The organism is Bradyrhizobium sp. JR3.5, from assembly GCF_054057015.1.
Genome location: NZ_JBSRYV010000001.1, coordinates 2,206,654 through 2,232,592 on the forward strand (window position 1 = coordinate 2,206,654; position 25,939 = coordinate 2,232,592).

Consider the following 25,939-nt stretch of genomic DNA (forward strand, 5'->3'; position numbering starts at 1 on the left):
TGCTCTCCTTCTTCCACTTACTCAACCGACAGGTCCGGCGCAGCCATTGCGGCCTGCGCTTGACGCTTTCGGAAATAGATCGGCGCGAACGCCTGCTTCTGGTTGATTTCCATCTCGCCCTCGCGAACCAGTTCGAGGGCAGCAGCGAAGCTCGATGCGAACACCGTGGCCTTCTGCTTGGGATCGGCGACGTAGTTCATCAGGTACTCGTCGAGGCAGCTCCAGTCCTCGGCGAGGCCGACCAGCCGCTCCAGCGAGGCGCGCGCTTCCGCCAGCGACCACACCGTCCGCTTCGCCAGATGCACCGAGGTCAGCACGCGTGACGCACGCTGCGTGGCATAGGCCGACAGCAGGTCGTACAGGGTCGCGGTGAACTTCGGATGCTTGATCTCGGCGATCGATTCCGGATTGCCGCGCGGGAAGATATCGCGCTGGAACTGCGGCCGGTTCATCAGCCGGTTCGCCGCCTCGCGGATCGCTTCCAGACGGCGCAGCCGGTTGGCGAGCGCGGTCGCCATTTCCTCGGCGCTCGGCCCCTCCGCGCTCGGCGGCTCGGGCAACAAGAGCCGCGATTTCAGGAACGCAAGCCAGGCCGCCATCACAAGATAGTCGGCCGCAAGCTCGAGGCGGATTTTGCGCGCGGCCTCGATGAACGAAAGATATTGGTCGGCGAGCGCAAGGATCGAAATCTTCGACAGGTCGACCTTCTGCTGCCGCGCCAGCGTCAACAGCAGGTCGAGCGGGCCCTCATAACCTTCGACGTCGACGACCAGCGCCGGTTCGCCCTCGGCGAGGTCGGCCGGCCGCCCGGTCTCAAACGATAGAATTTCAGCGGTCATGCCGTCCCTACCCGATTCAACAACGCATCCAGTTCAGCCCGTGTCGCCTGCCGGTCGAGCGGTTCAGGCTGCTTCCGCGCGGCGAGCGTCGCCTTGGCCCGCTCAAGCGCCTTGCCAGCCAGTTCCGGCGTCTCCCGCGCGACCTCGCGCATTTCGTCAATATTGCCGTTGCAGTGCAGAACCATGTCGCAACCGGCGCTGACGATGGCGCGGGTCCGCTCGGCAATTGATCCGGCCAGCGCATTCATCGACACGTCATCACTCATCAACAAACCTTGGAACCCGATCAGGCCGCGAATCACCTGTTCGATGATTGTCGCAGAAGTCGTCGCCGGATGGACGGGGTCCAGCGCGCTAAACACAACATGTGCAGTCATCGCCATCGGCAGGTCCGCCAGCGGCCGGAACGCGGCAAAATCGGTCCGTGCCAGCTCATCTCTGGCGGTATCGAGCGTCGGAAGGCGAAAATGGCTGTCCGCGGTGGCGCGACCATGGCCGGGAATATGCTTGAGAACCGGCAGCACGCCGCCCTGTTCCAGCCCGTCCGTGACCGCACGGGCGATCGCCGCGACCTTGTCCGGCTCGGTTCCGTAGGCCCGATTGCCGATCACCGCATCTGCGCCTGCCACCGGAACGTCGGCCAACGGCAAGCAATCGACGGTGATTCCAATATCGATCAGGTCGGCCGCAATCAGCCGTGAGCTGAGCCGGGCCGCCGTCAGGCCGAGCGTCGGGTCGATGTCGTAGAGCGCGCTGAAGCTGGCGCCGGGCGGATAGACCGGCCAATGCGGCGGTCCGAGCCGCTGCACCCGCCCGCCTTCCTGGTCGATCAGGACCGCCGCGTCAGCCATGCCGGCTGCCGACCTGAGTTCCCCAACAAGAGCGGCCACTTGGGCAGGACTCTCGATGTTGCGCTTGAACAGGATGAAGCCCCATGGCCGCTCGGCGCGAATGAATTCGCGTTCAGCGTCGTTGAGGATCGGCCCGGATACGCCCGTGATGAATGCGCGGTTCGTCATTTGGCCGATTAGGCCGTATGCAGCTCACGGGTCAAGGAAACGGCCTTTAATTTCTTTGGATGAGGCACTGCGGCCCACCGGCCGACATCAGGCTCCGGCACACTTGGTTCGCCTCTTCCGATGACGCGAACGGGCCGGCAAAGGCGCGGTAGTAGACGCCCTTCTCACCGAGATCGACGCGTTTCACCACCAAAGGCTGCGAACCGAGCACGTTGCGATACTTGCCCTGCAGCGTACGATAGGACGACTGTGCGTCCGCCTCGTTCTTCTGCGACGACACCTGGACCAGATATCCGCCGCCGCCAACCGAGGCAGTGGTGGTCGACGCCACCCGCGTCGGGGGCGTTGCCGGAGCCGCCTCACCCTGCCCGGGAACCAGCGCCATTGGCGCGTTCACGCTGGCATTGGCCGCAGCCGGGTTACCGCGCGACACCGGAGGCTTCGCAGCGGCCGCAGGTTTGGCCGGCACGGCGGCCGCGGCCTGTGCGCCATCGGCCGAATCGCCCTTGACCGCGAGCGTGCGAACCCTGCGCGGCTCGTTGTTCGGCAAGGTCCCGTTCGCGCTGATCGGCGCCGGCGCGGGCTGCGCCGTCTGCACGCTGGCGGCCGGCGGCGGATTCGCATTCGCATTCAGCGGCGGAAACACGACGCGCGGTCCGGCGGTCTTCGAATTGACGTCGACCGGGGTCTCTTCGCGCGACACGATCTTCTCGGTGCCGTCACCCGCTGCCATGCGATCCGGCGTCTTGGCCGGCGCATCGGCCTGGGCCGGGATCACCTTGGTCGGCGTGTTGTCGGCCTTGATGATCGGCGGCTCACCGCTGCGGGGCGAGCCGACATAGGTCCGGTAGGCGTACGCGCCACCGACGCCGAACACGCCAAGCGCCAGCACCGCGGCGACCGCCATCAGGCCACTGCTCCGCCGGCGCGGTTCAGGCTCTTCCTCGTCGGCCTCATACGCATAGGGATCGTCCGGATAGGATGGATCGCGCTGCAGATCCTGTTCGCCCGCTTCCAGCTGACCGTAAAGCGCGTCGTCATAGCGCGACGGATCGTGGCCCTGATCGCCACTCTGATAGGACGGCTCGTCGTCAAAGGCCTCTGGCTGTCGCGGGGGCTCGACCGGCCGATAGGTTGCGACCGGTTCGGGCGCAGGCGGCTGCGCATGCTGGGCCGCATAGCGGTGCAACGGATGCACCGGCTTCGGCTGGTAGTCCTGTTCGGGCTCTTCGTACTCGGTGTGCTGCACAGGCGGCGGAGCGACGGTCTCCTGCCGCGCGCGCTGCATCCAGGGCGGCGGGCCCGCGGGCGGTGCATCCTCGTCCTCGGCCTGCGGATCATATTGCTGCGGCCGCGCATTGGCGCGCGACTGCAGCGGACGCGGCGGCGGCTTGTTCGCGCTGCCGAATGGATCCGTCTGCCCGATCAGTCGGGCCAGTTCGGCAAGCGGATCGCTCTCGACCTTGGAGGTCGTGTCGGCGGAAAAATGTCGGTCCTGATATCGATCAGCCATCGTGATGATGCATCCCCTTCGGGACAGCGCCAAGATCGCCGGCACAGCCGGTCCGAACGAGTTGGCCCCTGCCAGATGCCCTCACAAATCCCCACTCGTGAGGGCCTAATGCCCCTGCCTACCGCATCTCGGTCGGAGCGTGGACGCCTAGAACAGCTAAGCCCGATGCCAGAACCGAGACGACGCCCTGAACCATTGCCAGTCGCGCCCTCGTGATCTCTGCATCATTATTGATAATGAAGCGTAAATAGGGCAAATCGCGCCCCTTGGTCCACAGCGCATGAAATTCACTGGCCAAATCATATAGATAAAAAGCGATTCGGTGCGGCTCGTGGGCCACCGCGGCAGCTTCGATCATCCGGGGATAGAGCGCAAGCCGCTTGAGCAGGTCGAGCTCGGCCGGGTCGGTCAGGCGTTCGACCGCAGCGTTCCGGAGATAGGCCAGCCGCGCCTCGTCGGTCCCGGGCAGATCTGGAACCGCCTCCTCCCGCGCATTGCGGAAGATCGAATGGCCGCGGGCGTGACCGTACTGGACGTAGAAGACGGCGTTGTCTTTCGACTGCTCGATCACCTTGGCGAGGTCGAAATCGAGCACCGCGTCGTTCTTGCGGAACAGCATCATGAACCGGACCGCGTCCGAGCCGACTTCGTCGACCACCTCGCGCAGCGTGACGAATTCGCCGGAGCGTTTCGACATCTTCACCGGCTCGCCGTCGCGCAGCAGCTTGACGAGCTGCACGATCTTGACGTCGAGCGTGGCTTTGCCGGCAGTCACCGCCTTCACCGCCGCCTGCATCCGCTTGATGTAGCCGCCGTGGTCGGCGCCGAACACGTCGATCAGGTTGGTGAAGCCGCGCTCGAACTTGTTGCGGTGGTTGGCGATGTCGGACGCGAAATAGGTGTACGAGCCGTCCGACTTGATCAGCGGACGATCGACGTCATCGCCGTAGGCGGTGGCGCGGAACAGCGACTGCTCGCGGTCTTCATAATCCTCGACCGGCTTGCCCTTCGGCGGCGGCAGGCGGCCCTCGTAAATGTCGCCCTTCGCGCGCAGGAAATCGATCGTCTCGGCGACCTTGTTGTTGCCTGCTGTGATCAGCGAGCGCTCGGAGAAGAACACGTCGTGATGGATGTTGAGCGCGGCGAGATCGCCCCTGATCATCTCCATCATCATGGCGATCGCCTTGTCGCGCACGATCGGCAGCCACGCGGCTTCCGTCATGTCGAGCAGCTTCTCGCCGTATTCCTTGGCGAGCGCCTCGCCGACCGGCACGAGGTAGTCGCCGGGATAGAGCCCTTCTGGAATCGCGCCGATATCCTGACCCAACGCTTCGCGGTAACGCAGGAATGCTGAGCGTGCGAGCACGTCGACCTGGGCGCCGGCATCGTTGATGTAATATTCGCGGCAGACGTCGAAGCCCGCGAATTGCAGCAGGCTGCACAGCGCATCGCCGAACACGGCGCCGCGGCAGTGGCCGACATGCATCGGCCCGGTCGGGTTGGCCGAGACGTATTCGACATTGACCTTCTCGGCCTTGCCGATGTCGCTGCGCCCGTAGGCCGAGCCGGCGGCCAGCACGGCGCGCAGCGCGTCCGCCCAGACCTGCGGCTTCAAGGTCAGGTTGATGAAGCCGGGCCCGGCGACATCGACGGACGCCACCAGCGCGTCGGCGCGCAGCCGCTCGGCGATATTGTCGGCGAGCTCGCGCGGCTTGGCCTTGGCCTCCTTGGCGAGCACCATTGCGGCATTGGTCGCCATGTCGCCGTGGCTGGCATCGCGCGGCGGCTCGACCACGACGCGTGACAGATCGATGCCCGCGGGCCAATTATCCTCGGCAGCGACAGCGGCACAGATCGCGTGCACGCGCGCCAGCATGTCGGCAAAAAGGTGTGGTGTCGCAGGGGTGTCGGCCATGGCAGGGCGCTAACGCAAATCCGGGGTCGAGTCAAAAAGCCTTTGGTGCTCGATCAGGGCGAAACGGTCGGTCATCCCGGCAATGAAATTGCCGATCCGCCTGTTCCGCGCGCTCCCGGTCTCCTGCACGCTCCCCTCGATCCATTCCGCCGGCAAGTCGCCCGGCGACTGCCGGTAGCGCTCATAGAGATTGCGGACCACCTGCTCCGCCTCACGCATGACCAGCATCACCCGCGGGTGGCGATACATCCGCCGGAACAGGAACGCCTTGATCGCCGCCTCCTGCTCGGCCACCTCAGGCGGAAACGCGATCAGCGGCGCGTTGTGGTGGCGCACGTCCTGGGCCGATTGCGGCTGCGCAACCGCAAGACGCCGGGCCGCCTCGCTGAAGACCGCGTTGATGAAATGTGAGATTAGCTCTCGCACCAGTTCGGCGCCGCGCCGGACCTCGTCGAGCCCGGGGTAATGGCGATCGATCTCGACGATGATCTCTGATGTCAGCGGCATCTCCTTGAGGTCGTCGACCGCAAACAAACCGGCGCGCAGGCCGTCGTCGATATCGTGAGCGTCATAGGCGATGTCGTCGGCAAAGGCCGCGATCTGCGCCTCGAGCGAGGCATAGCTCCAGAGCTCGAGATCGTAGGTCTGATTGTAGTCGGCGATCCCGATCGGAATGCCGCTGTCGAGATAGCGGCCGGCCGGCGCGCCGTTGCGTTCGGTCAGCGGGCCGTTGTGCTTGACTATACCCTCGAGCGATTCCCAGGTCAGGTTCAGTCCGCCGAACTCTGGATAGCGATGCTCCAGCGAGGTGACGACCCGCAGCGCCTGCGCATTGTGGTCAAAGCCGCCATCATCCTTGAGGCAGTCGTCGAGCGCCCGCTCCCCGGCATGCCCGAACGGCGGATGGCCGAGGTCGTGCGCCAGCGCCAGCGTCTCGGTCAGATCCTCGTCGACCCCAAGCTGGCGCGCCAGCGCGCGGGCGATCTGCGCGACCTCGAGCGAATGGGTCAGCCGGGTGCGGTAGTGATCGCCCTCATGGAAGACGAAGACCTGGGTCTTGTGCTTGAGGCGGCGGAACGCGGTGGAGTGGATCACCCGGTCACAGTCGCGCCGGAACGGGCTGCGGGTCCGGCTCGGCGGCTCCGCGACCAGGCGGCCGCGGCTGTGGTCGGGGTCGCAGGCATAAGGCGCACGGGGGGCAGCCATTCCGACCGACACGGTATTTTAGTCCTTATCCATTTGATTCCATGGTCCGACGCACTTAACTATGACTGAGGCGGCCGACCAAATGAATTGGGCATGACGCCGAGCATGATCCGATCAAACCATGCTCAAATAGGGTTTCGGAGACCGATATGACTGCTGCCATCACCGTCAGCGAACGGGCCGCCCGCCGGATCGGGCAGATCCTCAGCAAGGAAGGCCAAGGCGCCAAGCTGCGCATTTCGGTCGAGGGCGGCGGCTGCTCCGGTTTCCAGTACAAATTCGACGTCGAGCGCACCCAGGCCGATGACGACCTCGTGATCGAGCGCGACAGCGCGGTGGTGCTGATCGACCCCGCCTCGGTCCCGTTCCTCGCGGGCTCGGAAGTCGACTTCGTCGATGACCTGATCGGCGCCTCGTTCCGCGTCGTCAATCCGAACGCCACCGCGTCCTGCGGCTGCGGCACCAGCTTCTCGATCTGACGCTTCCTCGCCTGACGTGGCTTCTCGACGCCAACCGGTGACCGGTTCGCCGGAGACGCCAACTATTCCGCTGCGACCACCTGCGGCCGCTCCACGTCCCCATCCGCCTCCGCCTGCGGATCGAGCTTGCGGCGCAGCCTGCGGTCGATGCGGTCCAGATAGATGTAGATGACAGGCGTGATGAACAGCGTCAGCAGCTGCGACACGCAGAGGCCGCCGACCACCGCGACGCCGAGCGGCTGACGCAACTCTGCGCCGGCGCCCGCGCCGAGCGCGATCGGCAGCGTGCCGAAGATCGCCGCGAATGTCGTCATCATGATCGGGCGGAAACGCAGCAGCGCAGCCTCGCGGATCGCGTGCTCGGCGCTGAGGCCGACGCGGCGGCGCTCGAGCGCGAAGTCCACCATCATGATCGCGTTCTTCTTCACGATGCCGACCAGCATCACGATGCCGATCATCGCAATCACCGACAGCTCCATCCCGAACAGCATCAGCGTCAGGATCGCGCCGATTCCGGCCGACGGCAGGCCCGAGATGATCGTGATCGGGTGGATGAAGCTCTCGTAGAGGATGCCGAGAATCACGAAGGCCGCGAACACGGCGGCGAGGATCAGGACACCCTGCCCGCGCAGCGAGTCCTGGAAAACTTGCGCAGTGCCGGAGAACCCGGTCGCAATCGTCGGCGGCAAATTCGCGTTCTGCTCGAGCTCGGTGATCTTGTCGACCGCATAGCCGAGCGAATTGCCGGGCGCGAGATTGAACGAGATCGTCACCGCCGGCTGCTGGCCCTGGTGGTTGATCTGCAGCGGCCCGACTGTCGGCACCAGTCGCGCCACCGCATCCAGCGGGATGGTCTGGCCGCTCGCGGTCTTCATGTAGAGTTTCGAGAGATCGGACGGATCGACGCGGAACTGCGGCTGCACCTCCAGAATGATCTGGTAGTCGTTCGACGGCATGTAGATGGTACCGACCTGCCGCGAACCGTAGGCGTTGTAGAGCTGGTTGCGGACCTGGTCGACGGTGATGCCGTAGACCGCCGCCTTCTCGCGGTCGATGTCGACCGTCATCTGCGGGTTCTTGATGTAGAGATCGGTGGTGACGTCGAGGAGCCCTGCGATCTTCTCGATCTTGTCGCGCATCTCGGGCGCCAGCCGGTACAACGACTCGGTATCGCCGCTCTGCATCACATACTGATACTGGCTCTTGGAGATGCGCCCGCCGATGTTGAGGTTCTGGACGCTCTGGAAGAACGCCTGCATGCCCGGGATCTCGCGCGCCTTCTGCCGCAGCCGCCCGATCACCACGGTGGCGTTGTCGCGCGTCTTCTGCGGCTTCAGCGCGATGAACAAGCGGCCGTAATTGGTGGTCGGATTGGGACCGCCCGAGCCGACGGTGGAATTGATGTAATCGATCGCCGGATCGGTCCGCATCACCTCGACCAGCGCGTGCTGGCGCACCTTCATCGCCTCGAACGACGTATCGGTCGCTGCCTCCGTCACACCGATCAGGAAGCCGGTATCCTCCTGCGGGAAGAAGCCCTTCGGCACCATCATGTAGAGATAGATGGTGCCGCCGAGCGTCGCGAGCGTCACCACCAGCATCAGGGCTTTCTTGGCCAGCACCCAGTCCAGCGCCCATTCATAGGCGCGCAGCCAGGCCTCGAACATCGCCTCGAACGCCCGCAACACGATGTTCGGACGCTTGGTCGCGTCATGGGCGCGCAGCACACGGGCGCACAGCATCGGCGTCAGGGTCAGCGACACGAAGCCGGAGACGATGATCGCGACCGAGATCGTGACGGCGAATTCGCGGAACACGCGGCCGACGATGCCGCCCATCAGCAGCACCGGGATGAACACCGCGATCAGCGAGAAGGTGATCGAGATGATCGTGAAGCCGATCTCGCGGGCGCCCTTCAGCGCCGCCTCGAACGGCTTCATGCCGTGCTCGATATGGCGGACGATGTTCTCCAGCATGACGATGGCGTCGTCGACCACGAAGCCGACCGAGAGCGTCAGCGCCAGTAGCGTCATGTTGTTGATAGAGTAATCCAGCGCGTACATCGCCGCACAAGTTCCGAACAGCGAGATCGGCACCGCGAGTGCCGGGATGAAGGTCGCCGACGCCGAGCGCAGGAACAGGAAGATCACGAGGATCACCAGCGCGATCGCGATCAGCAGGGTCTCCTCGACGTCGCTGACCGCCTGCCGGATCGAGACCGAGCGATCCATCATGACCTGCATCGTCACCGAGGGCGGGATCGCGGCGCGCAGCGAGGGCAATTTCGCCAGCACGGCGTCGACGACGGCCACAGTGTTGGCGTCGGGCTGCTTCTGGATCGCGAGCACGATCGCACGCTCGTCGTTCATCCAGGTCGCGATCTTGTCGTTCTCGACGCTGTCATAGACCTTGGCGATCTCGTCGAGCCGGACCGGCGAGCCGTTGCGCCAGGCGACGTAGATCTGGCGGTAGTCGGCCGCCTTATCCATCTGGCCGGAGGCCTGCAGCGCGACGTCTTGCTTGGGGCCGTTCAGCGTGCCGACGGGCGTCGAGGAATTGGCGCGCGAGACCGCAGCGCGGATATCCTCCATCGAGACGCCGCGGGCGGCAGCGGCCTCCGGATCGGCCTGGACGCGGATCGCAAATTTCTGCGCGCCGTAGATCAGCACTTGGGCGACGCCCGGCAGCTGCGACAGCGCCTGCCCGATCGTGATGTCGCCATATTCGTTGACCGCCGACAGTGGCAGCGTCGCCGACCCCAGCGAGACGAACAGCACCGGGAAGTCGGCCGGGTTGACCTTCCGGAAGCTCGGCGGAATCGTCATCTCGATCGGCAGCCGGCGCTGCGCGATCGTCAACGCCGTCTGCACGTCGAGCGCGGCGGCATCGATGTTGCGGTTGAGGTCGAACTGGATGGTGATGACGCTCGTGCCCTGCGAGGAGTTCGAGGACATCGAGGAGATGCCGGCAATGGTCGAGAGCTGACGCTCGATGATGCCGGCGACCGAGGCCGCCATGGTGTCGGCGCTGGCGCCCGGCAACGTGGCGGTGACCGCGATGGTCGGGAAGTCCACCTTGGGCAGCGCCGAGACCGGCAGCAGGCGGAAGCCGAACACGCCGAATGCGATGATCGACGCCGTGATCAGCGTCGTCATGACCGGGCGGCGGATGCAGAGCTCGGAGAGCGTCATCGGTCAGGCTCCGGCCTTGCGCGCCCGCAGCTCGACCCGCGATCCCTCCGACAGCAGCAGCTGGCCATCGACGACGATGCTTTCATCGCCCGCCAATCCGTCAGAGATCACCGAGCTGCCCTGGAAGGTGCGATCGACCTTGACTGGCCGGACCTTGGCGACGCCGTCCTGGACGACGAAAACGAAATTGCCGTTCTGGCTGCGCTGGACTGCGACCGTCGGCACCACGACCGCGTCTTCGCTGCGGATGATCAGCTTGGTCTGTACAATGGTGCCGGGCCACAGCGTCTCGCTCGCATTGTTCATGATGCCGCGCACGGTGACCATGCCGGTGGTCGCATCGACGGCGTTTTCGACCATCGCGACCTTGCCGCTCTCGGAACGCTGATGGCCGGGAATGGTCGCGATCACCTTGGGATCGTCCTTCCCCATGGCGTCGCGCAGATCGATCAGCGCACGCTGGGGAATGGCGAAGGTGACATAGACCGGCGCCATCTGGTTGATGACGGCCAACGGCTGGGTGTCGGCAGGACGGACGAAATTCCCGACCTTGACGTTGGCGGCACTGATCCGGCCCGCAAACGGCGCGCGGATCACGGTGTAGCTCTTCTGGACGCGGAGGTTTTCCAGCGCGAACTGGTCGGCCTTGATGGTGCCGATCAGGACGTCGGACTGGGTCTTGGCATTGTCGAGGTTGACCTGCGTGGTCGCGCCCTTGCCGACCAGCTCGGTGTAGCGGCGGAGGTCGCGCTGCGCGCCCTCGAGCTGGGCCTGGTCGCGGGCCAGGACGCCCTCGGCCTGCTCGATCTGGGCGTCGATCTGCCGCGCGTCGAGCATGAACAGCAGGTCGCCCTCATTGACCTTGGCGCCGTCCTCGAAATGGACCGAGATGATGGTGGTCTCCAGCCGCGACTTCAACGCCACGCTTGAGATCGGCGTGACCGTTCCGATCGCGTCGACATCCACCGGCACCGACCTGCGTTCGGCCTTGGCGAGATCCACCGAAACCACGCGCGGCCGCGGCGTCCCCTGCGCGGTGGCGGCACCGCCACCCATCCATGAAGTGCGGGTCATGTAAGCCGCCCCGGCCGCAATGCCGAGAACAGCGACAGTCAGAACCAAATTGCGTTTTTTCATACGTCTTGCACGTGCGCCGCCCGCTTCCCTTAGGGCCGGGACGCATCGCAACTCCCCGTCGGCAATTGTTACGCCTTGTTTCCGGAGAGGGTTAGCACAGGCGGATCGCCCATGGTATGCCACCTAAGTAAAATCCTACGGCTTCAATCCGGTCACTTGCATGCGCATCGCTACGTGGAACGTCAACTCGGTCCGGCAACGGATCGAACTTCTGGTCGCCTGGCTGAAGGAGTGTTCCCCCGACATCGTCTGCCTGCAGGAGATCAAATGCGTCGACGACGCGTTTCCGCGGCTCGAGGTCGAGGCGCTCGGATATAATGTCGTCACCCACGGCCAGAAGACCTTCAACGGCGTCGCGCTGCTCTCCAAGCTGCCATTCGACGAGACCAAGTCGGGCCTCGCCGGCGACGATGAGGACGCGCATGCCCGCTTCCTCGAAGGCGTCGTCACGCTGAAACAGGGCGTGGTGCGGGTCGCGTGCCTTTACCTGCCCAACGGCAACCCCGCCAACACCGACAAATATCCGTACAAGCTCAAATGGATGTCGCGGCTTCTTGAGTACACGCGGGAACGGCTTAAGGCCGAGGAGCCGCTGATCCTGGCCGGCGACTTCAACGTCATTCCGGCGGCCCGCGACGTCTACAATCCGGCCGCCTGGGCCGACGATGCCCTGTTCCGCCCTGCGACCCGCGAGGCCTTCCAGTCGCTGCTCGGCCTCGGCCTCACCGATGCGCTGCGCGCGGTCAATGACGAGCCAGGCCAGTACACCTTCTGGGACTATCAGGCCGGCGCCTGGCAGAAGAACTGGGGCCTGCGCATCGACCATCTGCTGATGTCGCCGCAGGCCAGCGACCGGCTGATCGATGTTGGAATCGACAGCTATGTCCGCGCCTGGGAGAAGCCGTCCGACCATGTCCCGGTCTGGGCCGATCTCGATTTCGAGACCGCCTGAGCCCGCCGGCCGCGGGGGATATCAATCCCGGCGGCCTCTAATCGCGACGACCCTGCACCCAATGCTCGAGCATCTGCAGTGCCATCGCGCGGTCGTCTTCGGATGCCTTGGCGATCGCCCGGTTGTAGCTTTCCTTGATCCAGGCCTCTTCCGGCGTCGCGCTGTCGCGCGCCAGGGTCAGCCACATCAGGCCACGGGCCCGCTGCGGCGGCAGCCGGTCGCCGTTGAACAGCATCTGGCCGAGCAGCGCCTGCGCCTGGTGCTGGCCCTTCTGGGCGGCGAGCCCGAGCCAGCGTGCGCCATAGCGGAAATCGTCCCGCGAGGCGTCCGGCGTCTTCAAATACAGCCGGGCAAGGTCGTACTGGGCATCGGCGTTGCCGAAATAGGACGCGGCATAGGAGAACATCTCCCGCGCCCGTTCGGTGTCCGCCTTGACCTTGGAATTGGGAATGCCGCTCAGATAATAGCGGCCGAGCGCCACGAAGGCGTTGGCCACGATCGAGGCCTGCGGCGCCGACGGAGAATCCTCGGCATGCGCATTGGCGATCCGGCTGAAATACTCAAAGGCGCGCATGTCGTCCTGGATGACGCCGTCGCCCTCGGCGTACATCTTGCCGAGCTTCCACTGCGCCACGGGGTGACCGCCCTCGGCCTGGTACTGCAGCGTGCTGAAGGAGGAGGTCGGCGCGGTCGCCGCAGGGGCAACCGGCGTGGCGGCCCGCTTCAGCGCACCGGCCGTGCCGGGCTGCGGAGCGACCACCGGAAGAACGGTATCCTGGGGGCTGACCGGGGCGCCGTCGAATCCGAATCCGGGGCCCGCCACTGGAATGGCCCCTAACGCAAACGCAAATATCGCACGCTTAAACGTCCGCATAACACTGTTTCTCGTACGCGCCACCCGGATGGGTGACTGCGCCATCCACCGCCGGCCCCACTTGCTCGGCGTACTTCCACAGCGCACCAGATGTATGGTTCGTCGCGCGAGGGGCCCATTTGGTCTTACGATTTGCGAGTTCGGCGTCGCTCAAATTTACGTTAAGGGTGCCGGCGACCGCATCGATCTCGATGATGTCGCCGTCTTGCAACAACCCGATCGGCCCGCCGACGGCCGCTTCAGGTCCAATATGTCCGATGCAGAAGCCACGGGTGGCGCCGGAGAACCGGCCATCGGTGATCAGGGCAATCTTGCCGCCCATCCCCTGCCCGGTCAGCGCCGCCGTGGTCGCCAGCATCTCCCGCATCCCGGGACCGCCCTTCGGTCCCTCGTAGCGGATCACAATCACTTCGCCTTCCTTGTAGGTGCGCTTCTGCACCGCCTCGAAGGCGTCTTCCTCGCGGTCGAAGCACCGGGCCGGACCGGTAAACTTCAGGTTGGACATTCCCGCGACCTTCACGATCGCACCCTCCGGAGCGAGATTACCCTTCAGTCCGACAACGCCACCTGTCACGGTGATCGGATTGTCGGCGGGCCGCACCACGTCCTGGTGCGGATTCCATTTCACGCTTTTGAGGTTTTCGGCGATCGTTCGGCCAGTGACGGTCAGGCAATTCCCGTGCAGGTGGCCATTGTCGAGCAGCGTTTTCATCAGCAGCGGAATGCCGCCAACTTCAAACATGTCTTTGGCAACATAACGGCCGCCCGGCTTCAAATCCGCGACGTATGGAGTCTTTTTGAAGATTTCGGCAACGTCGAACAAATTGAATTTAATGCCGCACTCATGGGCGATCGCCGGCAGGTGCAGCGCAGCATTGGTCGAACCACCTGAGGCTGCAACCACGGCCGCAGCATTTTCAAGGGCTTCCCGGGTGACGATGTCGCGGGGCCGGATGTTTTTCTCGATCAGCTCCATCACCTTCTCGCCGGCGGCGGAGCAGAAGGCGTCGCGGATCTCGTAAGGCGCCGGGGCCCCGGCCGAATACGGGAGCGCGAGGCCGATCGCCTCGGACACGGTCGCCATGGTGTTGGCGGTGAACTGGGCGCCGCAGGCGCCGGCCGACGGGCACGCCACCCGCTCGATCTCGTCGAGGTCCTCGTCCGACATGGCGCCGACCGAGTGCTTGCCGACTGCCTCGAACATGTCCTGCACGGTCACCGGCTGTCCGCGGAAGTTGCCGGGCAAAATCGAGCCGCCATAGATGAAGATCGAGGGCACGTTGAGCCGGACCATCGCCATCATCATGCCTGGCAGCGACTTGTCGCAGCCGGCGAGCCCGACCAGCGCATCATAGGAGTGACCGCGGACGGTCAGCTCGACCGAATCGGCGATGCATTCCCGCGACGGCAGCGACGAGCGCATGCCGTCATGGCCCATCGCGATGCCGTCGGTCACGGTGATGGTGCACGAACTCGCGCGGCGTGCCGCCAGCGGACGCCACGCCCTTCTTCACCGCCTGCGCCTGGCGCATCAGCGAGATGTTGCAGGGGGCCGCTTCATTCCAACATGAAGCAACGCCGACAAATGGTTGATGAATCTGGGTTGTCGTCAGCCCCATCGCATAGAGATAGGACCGATGCGGTGCGCGCTGGGGCCCTTCCGTCACGTGACGGCTCGGCAGCCTGCCCTTGATGTTCGTCTTTCCGTCCACCTTGGCGTCCATCGCGACCCTGTTCCCGGCGCTGTTTCCTCCAACAACGCCGGAACCGATCAAAAGTCCCGTCGTCGCGAGCGCTGGCTATTCAGCTAGGTGAACATCCTTTCATGTCAGGGTGTGGCCAAAAAGCGGCGCGACTACGGACCGCCTGTGTTTAGGGTTAAATGTCGATTCACTGTTGCGACGACGCAACAATCGTGGCTCCCGGGCAACCATGTATTATCGACCCTTATGGGAACCTGACACGTACCTGACTAAATAGATGTGTAGTTGCTATCTCGCGACGTAACTCGCCCGAGTTGCGGATTGTATTGCCGCCCTCTCTTGAACAGAGGGCGCAGGGAAAGCCGGGTGCCGATCGCACCCATGGGCCCCGTGCAAAAGGTAGAAAGCTCGGGGGTAGGACCACAGGTGTAACCGGAGCAATCCGGCTTTCCCTGCGCGATGGGTTACGGCTTATTTCGTGCTCTCCCCGGCGAGACTGGGCTTGCTTGTCACTGCCTTCACAAGACGCGTCAGCGTCTTGTGAAAAGACACCTGCCGCTAGGGCGTCAGGACCACACGACTTCACCGTCCGCATCACGCGCATTCGTCGACTGCGCAATCCGCGTCCACCGCATCTCGACCCCGCGTTCGTGACGACCGCGAAGCGCCCCTCGATCGGGTGAGACGGGTGAACCATACACCGAGTTGTATTTCTGATAAAGCGAATTATATTTGCGAAGGAGGCTTGCGCCGTCGGGCAACTCAGTGATCGCGCAATTCGGCCGACGAAACCATGAAAATGATACCTCCGGCAAAATGCGAACCAACTAAAATTTGCGAGATTGTATTGACCCGGTTTTACTACCAGTAGCGGCAAAGCTGCTCCGTTCATTCACGGGGCGGATTCAGTGCTTCAACGTAGCGGCATCATCGCATCATTCATTCTACTATGTTGCGTGGGGAATTCTGGAACATCACTCGCCGACGAGCAGTGCTCGATGAGCGTACTCGAGACCGATCCCCGTCAAGCCATCAGGAACTGCACTTTCACCCTAAGCCAAGACCAGCTTGCGCCGGCGGACCGTGCCAAAGCGTTGAAAGTGCGCGGTCGCGCTCTCTACAGAACCGAGCATCTGGACGATGCCATCGGGGATTATGAAGCCGCCCTCAAGATCGCGCCTGACGATCCGGAATTGCACTTGCGCCGCGGCTGGACGGCATTTGACAAGCGGGATTTCGATGCATTGTTCGCGCATGCCCACCGCGCGCTGGAACTCAGGCCCGGATATGGCGATGTGTACGGCATGATTGGCGCAGCCCTTTCTCTGGGTGGACCGGAGAAACTCGCGCAGGCGAGAGCGGCATACGATGAGGCGATCCGGTTGCAACCGGATGAACCGCTGGCACGGTACAATCGGTTCCTTCTGCTCAAGACCAACAACTTCAACAGTGAAGCCATTGAGGAAGCCGAGGCGATCCTTCGATTGCCGACGCCTCTTATCACCCGACCATCGGCCGTCACCTGCTATGTGAGGAAAACTACCTACCGGATCGCAATGGCGATCGAGCGCGCGCTTTTGCTCAGGATCGTGGGACGCATCGATGAAGCCCAGCAGGCCTACGACCATGCGGTCGAAATCGATCCGGATCCGCTGACATACGCCTGGCGCGCGGAATTCAGGCTTACACAGGCCGCATACGCTCCAGGCGCCCCTCCGCCATCGCTGAGCGCTGCGCAGGACGATCTCGACAAGGCACTGGCCCTCGATCCCGACTACTGGTTCAGCCTAAACCAACAGGCGATGCTCCACTTCGGCCGCCGCGAATATCAGGTGGCCGCAGCCGAATTTGCGCGGGCACTGAAGGGATATCCGATCAACGGGACAATGCGATGGTACTACGCGAAGACGCTGCGAGCCCTCGGAAAGAACGAGGAAGCAGCCTCCGAGGGCATCACGGCATTCCAACTGGATCCGGGGTTCATGGAGTGGGAGCTCGGCGAACTTCAAAAGCGCGGATACCTCGCCGCAATCGCGGCCGATACCGACCCGCGGCCGGCCGTAATCGATGCGGTTCACGCCTGCATGCTTGACGAGGACTGCCGATGACAAGAATTCAGAATTTCATCGTGCATTGCGCGGCCGTCCTGGTCGTCGCGGCAATCACGCCGGCGCTCGCATTCGACACCGGGCAATCCGCGGCCGGTGGCATCGACGTGGCCACCACCCCCTGCATGATCGCGAAGTACAAGAAGCAGCCCTGCCCGTTGCCGGCACTCGCCGACGTGACGGACTCGAAACAGCAGGCGGCCGCACGCATCGATCGCGCGAAGTTCCTACATTGATACGGGAGAACTGCCCAATGCGCTCGTCGAAGCGGACGAGGCACTGAGGCTCACTCCAAACGACGTAGATATTCGTCACCTCGTGGCGCGCCTTGCGCTGACGACTGGAGATAGCGCTCGCGCCGAACGCGAGATCAAGCTCGCCTTGCAACAGCGCCCCGACGATGCAAACCTGCAAGCGACTGATGCTGCGCGCCTGATCGACACGCGACCGGATCAGGCATTGCCCCTGTTCGACAGGATATTGTCGGCGCATCCCGACCATCGTTTCTCCCGGGAAGCACGCGCGAGGCTTCGCTTGGCACTTGGACTGCCCAAGGAGGCTGTGGCTGACCTGGATTTCCTCGTTAACGGCGGTCAGCGAAATACCAACCTGCTGGCGCTCCGTGGGAAGGCCAACGTCGCAGCTGGGCATCCGCAGCAGGCGGTAACCGACCTGACCGAAGCCATGAAGGAGGAGCCGCGGCTCGATCTGGTCGTCACGCGCGCCATAGCCAACGAAATTCTGGGCGACGACGCTGCGGCGCTGGAGGACTACAACACGATCCTTGGCCCGATCGGAAGCCGGCCTAATTATGCCATCGGCGGCAACGAACTCGCCCGCTACCGCATGCAGCGGGCTCTCGTCTCGGTTCGCTTGAAGCGCTTCGGGGATGCAGCGGCGGAAGCTGTCGAGGCATTGAATGCGGGCGGCCGCCGCACATTGCTGAAGGCGCAGGTGTTTCTTCGCCAGAACGGTTTCCCGAACGTCGCTCTGGACGGTCTGCCCTCGGAAGAACTCAAGAAGGCCATGCAGGCCTGCATGGGCCTGAATTCATGCTTCGAGAAGGTCAGCGATTCACTGTGATGGGGAGTACGGACGTGGCCACCTGAAATAGCGCGTCATAGGATCGGTGGAGCGCAGCCTTACCCATCAAAACCGCCGCCGACAGGATGGCTATCGCTTCTGCCTGTTCGCGCTACGGCGCACGAGTCGCTCCGCCCATCCGACGGTCTACTCAGCCGCCAGCTTCGGCGGTGCCGGAGGCGCCCAGCACTCGACACGATTCCGGCCGTGCTCCTTGGCCAGGTAGAGCGCGGCATCGGCGGCCTTCATCAGCGCCTCGATCCCGGGCATGCTGGTGAGGGCCTCGGCAACGCCGATGCTCACCGTCAGCGGCACAGGACGATCATCCGCCCCCAACTTCAATCCTTCCGCCCTCTTGCGAATGCGCTCGGCGACTGTCCGGGCGCGCGACAACGTCGTTTCCGGCAGCAGAACCGCGAACTCCTCGCCTCCGACACGGCCGACAACGTCGGACTTGCGCTTGCCGCGTGTGCAAATCTCGGCGACGGCTTTGATGGCCTCGTCGCCGGCCGCATGACCGAGCCGGTCATTGATGCTCTTGAAGTAGTCGATATCGACCATCAGGACGGAGACGGAGCGATAGTAGCGCTGGAACCGGCTCCACTCTGCATCCAGCGTCGTCAGGAAGTGCCTGCGGTTGAACAGTCCGGTGAGCGGATCGGTGGTCGCGAGCACCTCGAGCTGTCGCGCATTACCGACAAGATCGGTCACGTCGACAAAGGTCAGCATCCGGCCGCCGTTCGCCATGGTCGAGCAATGGATCCTGATATTGCGGCCATCAGGCGTCTGTACGTCGCGCTTGTGATCGCCCGCCTTGATCTCGGCGATCCGCTTCGCCGGAAAGGCTTTGATTTGCTCCGGGGTCGAGCCGGTCGGGACTGCCCGGCGGCTGCGCGTGAGAAGAGTGACGTACGCCGGATGCCGCGCAACCTCCTCCTCGCTCACCTCCCAGAATTCCCGCATGCGCCGGTTGAGGAAAATCACATTGAGATCGCGATCAAGCAGGACGACGCCGTCCTCCACGTTCTCGAGGGCGCCGGTCAGCACCTTCAACTTGTCCGATGCGCGCACGATGTCGGTCACGGGCGTGTAGCTCATCATCCGGCCGCCATCGGGCAGCGGCGTGCACTGACACCGAACCACATCGCCATTGCTGCGCCTGAGATCGATCGGATTTGCGTCGCCGACACTCACGAGGCGGACGCGTTCGGCAACATAGGCTTGAAGCTGCTCAGCCGGCAGCTCATAGGCCATGGTCTTGCAGCCGTGGTGCATCAGATCGGTGAAGCTGGGATTGCCGTCGGCCACCGCGTCCGGCAGCTGCCACATGTTCCGGAACGCGCGGTTGATGAACAGGGCTATCAGCTCCGCGTCCAAAAGCAGGATGCCGACCGGGATCTGATCGAGCGCTGCGCGCAGCGCCAGCATGTGCCCACGCAGAATATCGCCGCTGCGCCGCTCCGGAATGGCTGATGGCGCAGCAGCGGCAGGCACGGCAGCTGCTGGCGCGGGTGCCGCAGGGTTCGCCTGCTGCGCCTCAAACACCAAACCGAGCTGGCGGTCCGATTGCCACAGCCGTTTGCACGGCCTCACCTGATTGGTGCCGACAATCAACAGTTGGACCTGGTCGGGAATGCCAACGACGCTTTCGAGTTCCACGGTCGCTCCGGTATCGGTGAGCTGCCGGACCGTGCAATCGAAGGCCGACCGACCGAAATTGAAGACGATCTTTCCGGCCAAAAACGTTCGGCCGCGGGAAGCTGACACCTGTCCGGACATGGCGAGACGCACCTGGAGCAATTGCGAGCCCCCTCACCTCAGCATGTTTGAGTCACCAAGCCATGAACGCTTTCGAGGTTTTTGGCGCAGAGCAGAGAACGAAGGCTGTGTGCGCTGCAAAACGGGTTCCAGCTTGCGTTCATGGAACCCGTGCGGTGGAGGACTACGATCCGCTCTGCCGCTTCCGTTTCGCGTTCAGCGCGGAGGCGACGCGGCTGACCGGCGGACGGCCGAGCAGGCGGGCAACCTCGTTGGTCGTGGCCAGCAGTCTGTCCATGTCGATACCGGTTTTCACGCCCATGCCCTCGAGCATGTAGACGACATCCTCGGTCGCGACGTTGCCAGTGGCGCCCGGCGCATAGGGGCAGCCGCCGAGGCCGCCGGCGGCGGCATCGATGACGCGCACGCCCTCCTCCATGCCGGCATAGAGATTGGCGAGCGCCTGGCCATAGGTGTCGTGGAAGTGCATCGCGAGGTTGCCGACCGGAAGCTCGGCACCAACCGCACGCAGCATCTCCTTCGCCTTGAGCGGCGTGCCGACGCCAATGGTGTCGCCGAGCGAGATCTCGTAGCAGCCGAGATCCCATAGCGTCATTGCGAGGTCGGCGACCGCCTTCGGCTTGATCTCGCCGTCGAACGGGCAGCCGAGCACGCAGGAGATATAGCCGCGCACCTTGACGCCATCGGCCTTGGCGCGCGCCAGCACCGGCTCGAAGCGCTCGATCGACTCCGCGATCGAACAATTGATGTTGGCACGCGAAAAGCCTTCGGAGGCCGCCGCAAACACCGAGACGACCTGGGCGCCTGCCGCGCGCGCGGCGTCATAGCCCTTCTCGTTCGGCACCAGCACGTGGAATTCGGCGCCCTTGACCTTGTCCTTGATTTGGCTGACGCCGCGCAGCACCTGGTCGGAGCTTGCCATCTGCGGGATCGCCTTCGGCGACACAAAGGCGCCGACCTCGACGGTCTTAAGCCCCGCCGCCACCAGCGCCTCGACGAAGGCGACGCGCACCTCGACGCTGACCGGCGTCTTCTCGTTCTGCAGGCCGTCGCGCGGCCCCATCTCGACGATGCGGATCTGATCGCTCATGACGCGGCCGCGGGCTCGACTTCGGCAAGCTCGACGCCCTCGCCGACGATGTCGCCGACCTTGCATTTGAGCTTCTTCAGCACGCCGGCATAGGGCGCGCGCAGGGTCTGCTCCATCTTCATCACTTCGAGCGTGAGGATCGGCGCGCCCTTCTCCAGCGTCGCGCCCTCCTCGGCCAGCAGCGCGACCACGGTGCCCGGCAAGGGCGCCACGATCTTGTCCTCGCCAACCTGCTCCTCGCTCTCGCCGCCGAATGGATCGACCCAGTGCAAGTCGAAACGGCCGTTGCGGGTGCGCAAGTAAAGCTCGTGGCCCTCGATGACCGAAGCGACGCGCGACTTGAGGCCGTCGAGCGTGAGGTCGAAGCCATCATCGCCGGGCGACGAGATGGCAAAGGCAAGCTCGCGCCCGCCGACGGAGAGCGTCGACGGTCCATTGCCATAGTGCAACGTGATGGTGTGCGGCGCCTCATGGCCCTGCCGGAACGAGAACACCCGCTGACGGCGGCCGACCGGCATCCAGCCGAAGGCCTGCCAGGGCGAGTTCGCCTCGCGCCGCGCCGCCTTCTGCTCGTCGTTGACGATCGCGGCCACCGCCGCGCAGAGCTCGAACTCACCGGCGGCACCGGTGCCTGATGTCAGGTTCTTCAGCTCGCGCTCGATGAAGCCGGTATCGATCGCGTTGGCGCGCGTCTCCGGATGCGTCACCAGCGCCGACAGGAACGGGATGTTGGTGACGATGCCGCGGACATCGGTCTCTTGCAGCCCGCGATCGAGCTTCTCGATCGCACCTTCGCGCGTCGGCGCCCAGGCGATCACCTTGGCGAGCATCGCGTCGTAATACGGCGAGACGTTGTCGCCGCTGCGATAGCCGGCATCGACGCGCAGGCCGTCGCCTTCCGGCGGCGTCCGCCAGGTCTTGATGCGGCCGACCGAGGGCATGAAGTTCTTTTGCGGATTTTCCGCGTAGACGCGCGCCTCGATCGCGTGTCCGTTCAGCCTGATCTCGTCCTGCTTCAGCGGCAGCGCCTCGCCGAACGCGACGCGCAGCTGCCAGTCGACGAGATCGACGCCGGTGATCAGCTCAGTGACGGGATGCTCGACCTGCAAGCGGGTGTTCATCTCGATGAAGAACACATCCTTGCCGTCGGAGACGAACTCGATCGTGCCGGCGCCGACATAATTGACCGCGCCGGCCGCCTTGCGGGCGGCCTCGCAGACCGTCTCGCGCTGCGCGGCGTTGAGCGTCGGCGACGGCGCCTCCTCGATCACCTTCTGGTGCCGGCGTTGCAGCGTGCATTCGCGCTCCCACAACGAGAGCAGATTGCCGTGGCTGTCGCCGATGATCTGCACCTCGATATGACGCGGGTTCTGCACGTACTTCTCGATCAGCATGCGGTCGTCACCGAACGCCGCCTTGGCCTCGCGCTTGGCGCTGGTGATCGCGGCCGACAGCTCGCCCGCCGAATTGACCACGCGCATGCCGCGACCGCCGCCGCCGGCCGACGCCTTGACCAGCACCGGGAAGCCGATCCGGTTGGCGGCCTCCGCCAGGATCGCCTCGTCCTGCGCCTCGCCGTGATAGCCGGGCACCAGCGGCACGCCGGCCTTCTCCATCAACGCCTTCGAGCCGGATTTCGAGCCCATCGCGGTCATCATCGCGGCGGTCGGGCCGACGAACACCAAACCGGCATCGAGACAGGCCTGCGCGAACTCGGCATTTTCGGACAGGAAGCCGTAGCCGGGGTGCACAGCCTCGGCGCCGGTCTGTTTTGCGGCTGCGATGACCCGTTCGATATTGAGATAGCTGTCGCGCGCCCGCGCGGGCCCGAGCAGCACGGCTTCGTCGGCGAGTGCGACATGCATCGCGTCGCGGTCGGCCTCGGAATAGACCGCGACGGTGCGCAGCCCCATGGCGCGCGCCGAGCGGATGACGCGGCAGGCGATCTCGCCGCGGTTGGCGATCAGAAGCGTGCGGAAACGCCGATAGAGTTTTGAGCGGTCCATGATCAGATCCTGGGTCACATCCTGAACAGGCCGAACTTCGTCGGCTCGATCGGCGCATTGGCGGCGGCCGACAGGCCGAGCCCGAGCACCAGGCGGGTGTCGGCGGGATCGATCACGCCGTCGTCCCAGAGCCGCGCGGTCGCGTAGTAGGGATTGCCCTGCTTCTCGTATTGCGCGCGGATCGGCTCGCGAAATTTGTCTTCCTCTTCCGCCGACCAGCTCTCGCCCTTGGCCTCGATGCCGTCGCGGCGCACCTGGCTCAGCACCATCGAGGCCTGCTCGCCGCCCATCACCGAGATGCGGGCGTTCGGCCACAGCCAGAGGAAGCGCGGGCTGTAGGCGCGGCCGCACATGCCGTAATTGCCGGCGCCGTAGGAGCCGCCGATCACGACGGTGAATTTCGGCACGCCGGCGGTCGCAACCGCGGTCACCAACTTGGCGCCGTCGCGCGCGATGCCGCCCGCCTCGTACTTCTTGCCGACCATGAAGCCGGTGATGTTCTGCAGGAACACCAGGGGAATGCCGCGCTGGCAGCACAGCTCGATGAAATGCGCGCCCTTCAGCGAGCTCTCGCTGAACAGGATGCCGTTGTTGGCGATGATTCCGACCGGATAGCCCCAGATATGGGCGAAGCCGCAGATCAGCGTGGTGCCGTAGAGCTTCTTGAATTCGTCGAATTCGGAGCCGTCGACGATCCGCGCGATGATGTCATGCACGTCGAACGGCTTGCGGCCGTCGGCGGAGACCACGCCGTAGATCTCCTCGGCGGGAAACAGCGGCTCCTGCGGCGCCTTCATGTTGAGCGGCGCCTTCGCCGGCTGCTTCAGCGTGCCGACGATGCGCCGCGCGATCCCGATCGCATGGGCGTCGTTCTGCGCGTAGTGATCGGTCACGCCCGACTGCCGGGAGTGGACGTCGGCGCCGCCGAGCTCTTCGGCGGTGACGACCTCGCCGGTCGCGGCCTTCACCAGCGGCGGGCCGCCGAGGAAGATCGTGCCTTGATTGCGCACGATGATGCTCTCGTCCGACATCGCCGGCACATAGGCGCCGCCGGCGGTGCAGGAGCCCATCACGATCGCGATCTGCGGGATGCCCTGCGACGACATCTGGGCCTGGTTGTAGAAGATGCGGCCGAAATGCCGCTCGTCGGGAAAGATCTCGTCCTGCAGCGGCAGGAAGGCGCCGCCGGAATCCACCATGTAGACGCAGGGCAGATTGTTCTGCCGCGCGATGTCCTGGGCGCGCAGATGCTTCTTCACCGTCAGCGGGTAGTAGGTGCCGCCCTTGATGGTAGCGTCGTTGGCGACGATGATGCATTCACGTCCCGAGATGCGTCCGACGCCGGTGATGACGCTGGCCGAATGGACGTCGCCGCCGTACAGCCCGTTGGCGGCGAGCGGCGACAGTTCGAGGAATGCGGTGCCGGGATCGACCAGCAGATCGACGCGATCGCGCGCCAGCATCTTGCCGCGCGAGGTGTGCCGCTTGCGCGAGGTCTCGCCCCCACCGCCCGCGACCTGCTTGAGCTTGTCCCGGAGTTCCGCGACCAGGCTGCGCATCACATCGGCGTTGCGGGCGAATTCAGAGGATGAGGGATCGATCGTCGAATGAAGCGGCATCGCTGTTGCACGTTTCGTTGGAGTGGCCGACAGGATTTTTTGGAAAGCGAGCCGCCGCGCCGCAGGCACGACGGCCGGTGCGCAGCTCAGGCCGTCTTGGCGAACAGCTCGCGGCCGATCAGCATGCGGCGGATCTCGCTGGTGCCGGCGCCGATCTCGTAGAGCTTGGCATCGCGCAGCAGCCGGCCGGTCGGATAGTCGTTGATGTAGCCGTTGCCGCCCAAGAGCTGGATCGCATCCAGCGCGCATTGGGTGGCCTTCTCGGCGGCATAGAGGATGGCGCCGGCGGCGTCCTCGCGCGTGGTCTCGCCGCGGTCGCAGGCCTTCGCCACCGCGTAAACATAGGCGCGTGAGGCGTTCATCGTGGTGTACATGTCGGCGATCTTGCCCTGCACCAGCTGGAACGAGCCGATCGGCTCGCCGAACTGCTTGCGCTCGTGGACGTAGGGCAGCACAACGTCCATGCAGGCCTGCATGATGCCGATCGGTCCCGCCGCCAGCACCGCGCGCTCATAGTCGAGACCGGACATCAAGACGTTGACGCCGCGGCCGACCTCGGAGAGCACGTTCTCCTCCGGCACCTCGCAATCCTCGAACACCAGCTCGCAGGTGTCGGAGCCGCGCATGCCGAGCTTGTCGAGCTTCTGCGCGGTGGAAAATCCCTTCATGCCCTTTTCGATGATGAAGGCGGTGATGCCGCGCGGGCCGGCGTTGGCATCGGTCCTGGCATAGACCACCAGCGTCTCGGCGTGGGGACCGTTGGTGATCCACATCTTGTTGCCGTTGAGCACGAAGCGGTCGCCCTTCTTCTCGGCGCGGGTCTTCATCGAGACCACGTCGGAACCGGCGGAGGGCTCCGACATCGCCAGCGATCCGACATGCTCGCCGGAGATCAGCTTGGGCAGATATTTGCGCTTCTGCGCCTCGTTGCCGTTGCGGCGGATCTGGTTGACGCAGAGGTTGGAATGCGCCCCGTAAGCCAGCCCGATCGAAGCCGACGCGCGCGAGATCTCCTCGACCGCGATGCAGTGCTCGAGATAGCCGAGGCCCGATCCGCCGTACTCCTCCTCGACCGTGATGCCGTGCAGGCCGAGCGCGCCGATTTTCGGCCAGAGGTCGCGCGGAAAGGTGTTGGAGCGATCGATCTCGGCGGCGCGCGGCGCGATCTCGTTGGTCGAGAAATCATGCACCGTCTCGCGGATCGCATCCGCGGTCTCGCCAAGGTCGAAATTGAAGATTGCCGCCCGGTTCGAGGCCATGATCCCTCCCATGAGATTCATCTTGCAATTAAACGATCATACGTTTTTTTCTTGGCTTCGCAAGCGACTGTGCTATGGTTTGCATGTGAAATCCGCAGTTCGTTGAATTTACTGGGATTTCATGCGATATACATACGGTCGTTTGCTTGTTTCCGGTACTCCCTGAC

At 64.5% G+C, this 25,939-nt stretch carries 18 protein-coding genes and 1 pseudogene; 5 read left to right on the top strand and 14 right to left on the bottom strand.

Features of this window, described 5'->3' with window-relative positions; all coding sequences use genetic code 11:
* Positions 1–17 precede the first annotated feature (17 nt).
* From ACVWW1_RS11105 to ACVWW1_RS11125, 5 genes are all read right to left on the bottom strand, one after another.
* Positions 18–839, bottom strand: coding sequence for a segregation and condensation protein A (locus ACVWW1_RS11105; protein WP_092113984.1), 822 nt, complete (start codon positions 837–839; stop codon positions 18–20).
* Positions 836–1,858 (bottom strand): beta-N-acetylhexosaminidase, encoded by a 1,023-nt coding sequence (nagZ, locus tag ACVWW1_RS11110; RefSeq protein ID WP_456655790.1) that lies wholly within the window; start codon positions 1,856–1,858, stop codon positions 836–838. Before nagZ ends, ACVWW1_RS11105 begins: the two co-directional genes overlap by 4 nt.
* Before the next feature lie 46 nt (positions 1,859–1,904).
* Complete coding sequence (locus ACVWW1_RS11115) at positions 1,905–3,371, bottom strand: SPOR domain-containing protein (RefSeq protein ID WP_456655791.1); 1,467 nt, start codon at positions 3,369–3,371, stop codon at positions 1,905–1,907.
* A gap of 118 nt (positions 3,372–3,489) precedes the next feature.
* On the bottom strand, positions 3,490–5,286 hold the full coding sequence (argS, locus tag ACVWW1_RS11120) for an arginine--tRNA ligase (RefSeq protein ID WP_456655792.1): 1,797 nt from the start codon (positions 5,284–5,286) through the stop codon (positions 3,490–3,492).
* Between the two features lie 9 nt (positions 5,287–5,295).
* A complete protein-coding gene (locus ACVWW1_RS11125; protein ID WP_456655793.1) occupies positions 5,296–6,504 on the bottom strand; it encodes a deoxyguanosinetriphosphate triphosphohydrolase in 1,209 nt (402 codons plus the stop codon).
* Positions 6,505–6,641: 137 nt separating this feature from the next.
* Between ACVWW1_RS11125 and erpA the strand changes: the two genes are divergently transcribed.
* On the top strand, positions 6,642–6,971 hold the full coding sequence (gene erpA / locus ACVWW1_RS11130; RefSeq protein ID WP_176531195.1) for an iron-sulfur cluster insertion protein ErpA: 330 nt from the start codon (positions 6,642–6,644) through the stop codon (positions 6,969–6,971).
* 62 nt (positions 6,972–7,033) lie between these two features.
* Here the strand turns inward: erpA and ACVWW1_RS11135 are convergent, their stop codons facing one another.
* Together ACVWW1_RS11135 and ACVWW1_RS11140 are read right to left on the bottom strand one after the other, a co-directional pair.
* Positions 7,034–10,162 carry an efflux RND transporter permease subunit gene (locus ACVWW1_RS11135; RefSeq protein ID WP_456655794.1) on the bottom strand — a complete coding sequence of 1,043 codons (3,129 nt, stop codon included), beginning with the start codon at positions 10,160–10,162 and terminating at the stop codon, positions 7,034–7,036.
* A 3-nt stretch (positions 10,163–10,165) separates the two neighbouring features.
* Positions 10,166–11,299, bottom strand: coding sequence for an efflux RND transporter periplasmic adaptor subunit (locus ACVWW1_RS11140; RefSeq protein WP_456655795.1), 1,134 nt, complete (start codon positions 11,297–11,299; stop codon positions 10,166–10,168).
* Positions 11,300–11,459: 160 nt separating this feature from the next.
* On the opposite strand from ACVWW1_RS11140, the gene xth reads away from it, so the two are divergent.
* Positions 11,460–12,251 (top strand): exodeoxyribonuclease III, encoded by a 792-nt coding sequence (gene xth, locus ACVWW1_RS11145; RefSeq protein WP_176531192.1) that lies wholly within the window; start codon positions 11,460–11,462, stop codon positions 12,249–12,251.
* 37 nt (positions 12,252–12,288) lie between these two features.
* Here xth and ACVWW1_RS11150 read toward each other — a convergent pair whose 3' ends face one another.
* Together ACVWW1_RS11150 and ilvD are read right to left on the bottom strand one after the other, a co-directional pair.
* Complete coding sequence (locus ACVWW1_RS11150; protein ID WP_207839643.1) at positions 12,289–13,125, bottom strand: tetratricopeptide repeat protein; 837 nt, start codon at positions 13,123–13,125, stop codon at positions 12,289–12,291.
* Positions 13,112–14,837, bottom strand: a pseudogene (gene ilvD / locus ACVWW1_RS11155) (dihydroxy-acid dehydratase). The gene ACVWW1_RS11150 and the pseudogene ilvD overlap by 14 nt, the downstream one beginning before the upstream one ends.
* Before the next feature lie 989 nt (positions 14,838–15,826).
* On the opposite strand from ilvD, the gene ACVWW1_RS11160 reads away from it, so the two are divergent.
* The 3 genes from ACVWW1_RS11160 (at position 15,827) to ACVWW1_RS11170 (ending at position 18,019) form a co-directional block, all read left to right on the top strand.
* Positions 15,827–16,936 (top strand): tetratricopeptide repeat protein, encoded by a 1,110-nt coding sequence (locus tag ACVWW1_RS11160; protein WP_456655796.1) that lies wholly within the window; start codon positions 15,827–15,829, stop codon positions 16,934–16,936.
* Entirely contained in the window at positions 16,933–17,172 is a 240-nt protein-coding gene (locus ACVWW1_RS11165; protein ID WP_456655797.1) for a hypothetical protein, read from the top strand. The genes ACVWW1_RS11160 and ACVWW1_RS11165 overlap by 4 nt, the downstream gene beginning before the upstream one ends.
* A gap of 82 nt (positions 17,173–17,254) precedes the next feature.
* Positions 17,255–18,019, top strand: a complete 765-nt coding sequence (locus ACVWW1_RS11170; RefSeq protein WP_456655798.1) for a tetratricopeptide repeat protein — start codon at positions 17,255–17,257, stop codon at positions 18,017–18,019.
* A 147-nt stretch (positions 18,020–18,166) separates the two neighbouring features.
* Here ACVWW1_RS11170 and ACVWW1_RS11175 read toward each other — a convergent pair whose 3' ends face one another.
* The 5 genes from ACVWW1_RS11175 to ACVWW1_RS11195 all read right to left on the bottom strand — a co-directional run bounded on the left by ACVWW1_RS11175 (position 18,167) and on the right by ACVWW1_RS11195 (position 25,772).
* Positions 18,167–19,678, bottom strand: coding sequence for a diguanylate cyclase (locus tag ACVWW1_RS11175; protein WP_456655799.1), 1,512 nt, complete (start codon positions 19,676–19,678; stop codon positions 18,167–18,169).
* Positions 19,679–19,961: 283 nt separating this feature from the next.
* Entirely contained in the window at positions 19,962–20,888 is a 927-nt protein-coding gene (locus tag ACVWW1_RS11180) for a hydroxymethylglutaryl-CoA lyase (protein WP_456655800.1), read from the bottom strand.
* Positions 20,885–22,894 carry an acetyl/propionyl/methylcrotonyl-CoA carboxylase subunit alpha gene (locus ACVWW1_RS11185; RefSeq protein WP_456655801.1) on the bottom strand — a complete coding sequence of 670 codons (2,010 nt, stop codon included), beginning with the start codon at positions 22,892–22,894 and terminating at the stop codon, positions 20,885–20,887. The genes ACVWW1_RS11180 and ACVWW1_RS11185 overlap by 4 nt, the downstream gene beginning before the upstream one ends.
* A gap of 14 nt (positions 22,895–22,908) precedes the next feature.
* Positions 22,909–24,513, bottom strand: a complete 1,605-nt coding sequence (locus ACVWW1_RS11190) for a carboxyl transferase domain-containing protein (RefSeq protein ID WP_456655802.1) — start codon at positions 24,511–24,513, stop codon at positions 22,909–22,911.
* 86 nt (positions 24,514–24,599) lie between these two features.
* On the bottom strand, positions 24,600–25,772 hold the full coding sequence (locus ACVWW1_RS11195; RefSeq protein WP_207839630.1) for an isovaleryl-CoA dehydrogenase: 1,173 nt from the start codon (positions 25,770–25,772) through the stop codon (positions 24,600–24,602).
* Positions 25,773–25,939 lie beyond the last annotated feature (167 nt).

Coding starts and splice junctions, on each gene's coding strand:
- ACVWW1_RS11105 (WP_092113984.1), bottom strand. CDS start 839: ATGACCGCTGAAATTCTATCGTTTGAGACCGGGCGGCCGGCCGACCTC.
- nagZ (WP_456655790.1), bottom strand. CDS start 1,858: ATGACGAACCGCGCATTCATCACGGGCGTATCCGGGCCGATCCTCAAC.
- ACVWW1_RS11115 (WP_456655791.1), bottom strand. CDS start 3,371: ATGGCTGATCGATATCAGGACCGACATTTTTCCGCCGACACGACCTCC.
- argS (WP_456655792.1), bottom strand. CDS start 5,286: ATGGCCGACACCCCTGCGACACCACACCTTTTTGCCGACATGCTGGCG.
- erpA (WP_176531195.1), top strand. CDS start 6,642: ATGACTGCTGCCATCACCGTCAGCGAACGGGCCGCCCGCCGGATCGGG.
- ACVWW1_RS11135 (WP_456655794.1), bottom strand. CDS start 10,162: ATGACGCTCTCCGAGCTCTGCATCCGCCGCCCGGTCATGACGACGCTG.
- ACVWW1_RS11140 (WP_456655795.1), bottom strand. CDS start 11,299: ATGAAAAAACGCAATTTGGTTCTGACTGTCGCTGTTCTCGGCATTGCG.
- xth (WP_176531192.1), top strand. CDS start 11,460: ATGCGCATCGCTACGTGGAACGTCAACTCGGTCCGGCAACGGATCGAA.
- ACVWW1_RS11150 (WP_207839643.1), bottom strand. CDS start 13,125: ATGCGGACGTTTAAGCGTGCGATATTTGCGTTTGCGTTAGGGGCCATT.
- ACVWW1_RS11160 (WP_456655796.1), top strand. CDS start 15,827: ATGAGCGTACTCGAGACCGATCCCCGTCAAGCCATCAGGAACTGCACT.
- ACVWW1_RS11165 (WP_456655797.1), top strand. CDS start 16,933: ATGACAAGAATTCAGAATTTCATCGTGCATTGCGCGGCCGTCCTGGTC.
- ACVWW1_RS11180 (WP_456655800.1), bottom strand. CDS start 20,888: ATGAGCGATCAGATCCGCATCGTCGAGATGGGGCCGCGCGACGGCCTG.
- ACVWW1_RS11185 (WP_456655801.1), bottom strand. CDS start 22,894: ATGGACCGCTCAAAACTCTATCGGCGTTTCCGCACGCTTCTGATCGCC.
- ACVWW1_RS11190 (WP_456655802.1), bottom strand. CDS start 24,513: ATGCCGCTTCATTCGACGATCGATCCCTCATCCTCTGAATTCGCCCGC.
- ACVWW1_RS11195 (WP_207839630.1), bottom strand. CDS start 25,772: ATGGCCTCGAACCGGGCGGCAATCTTCAATTTCGACCTTGGCGAGACC.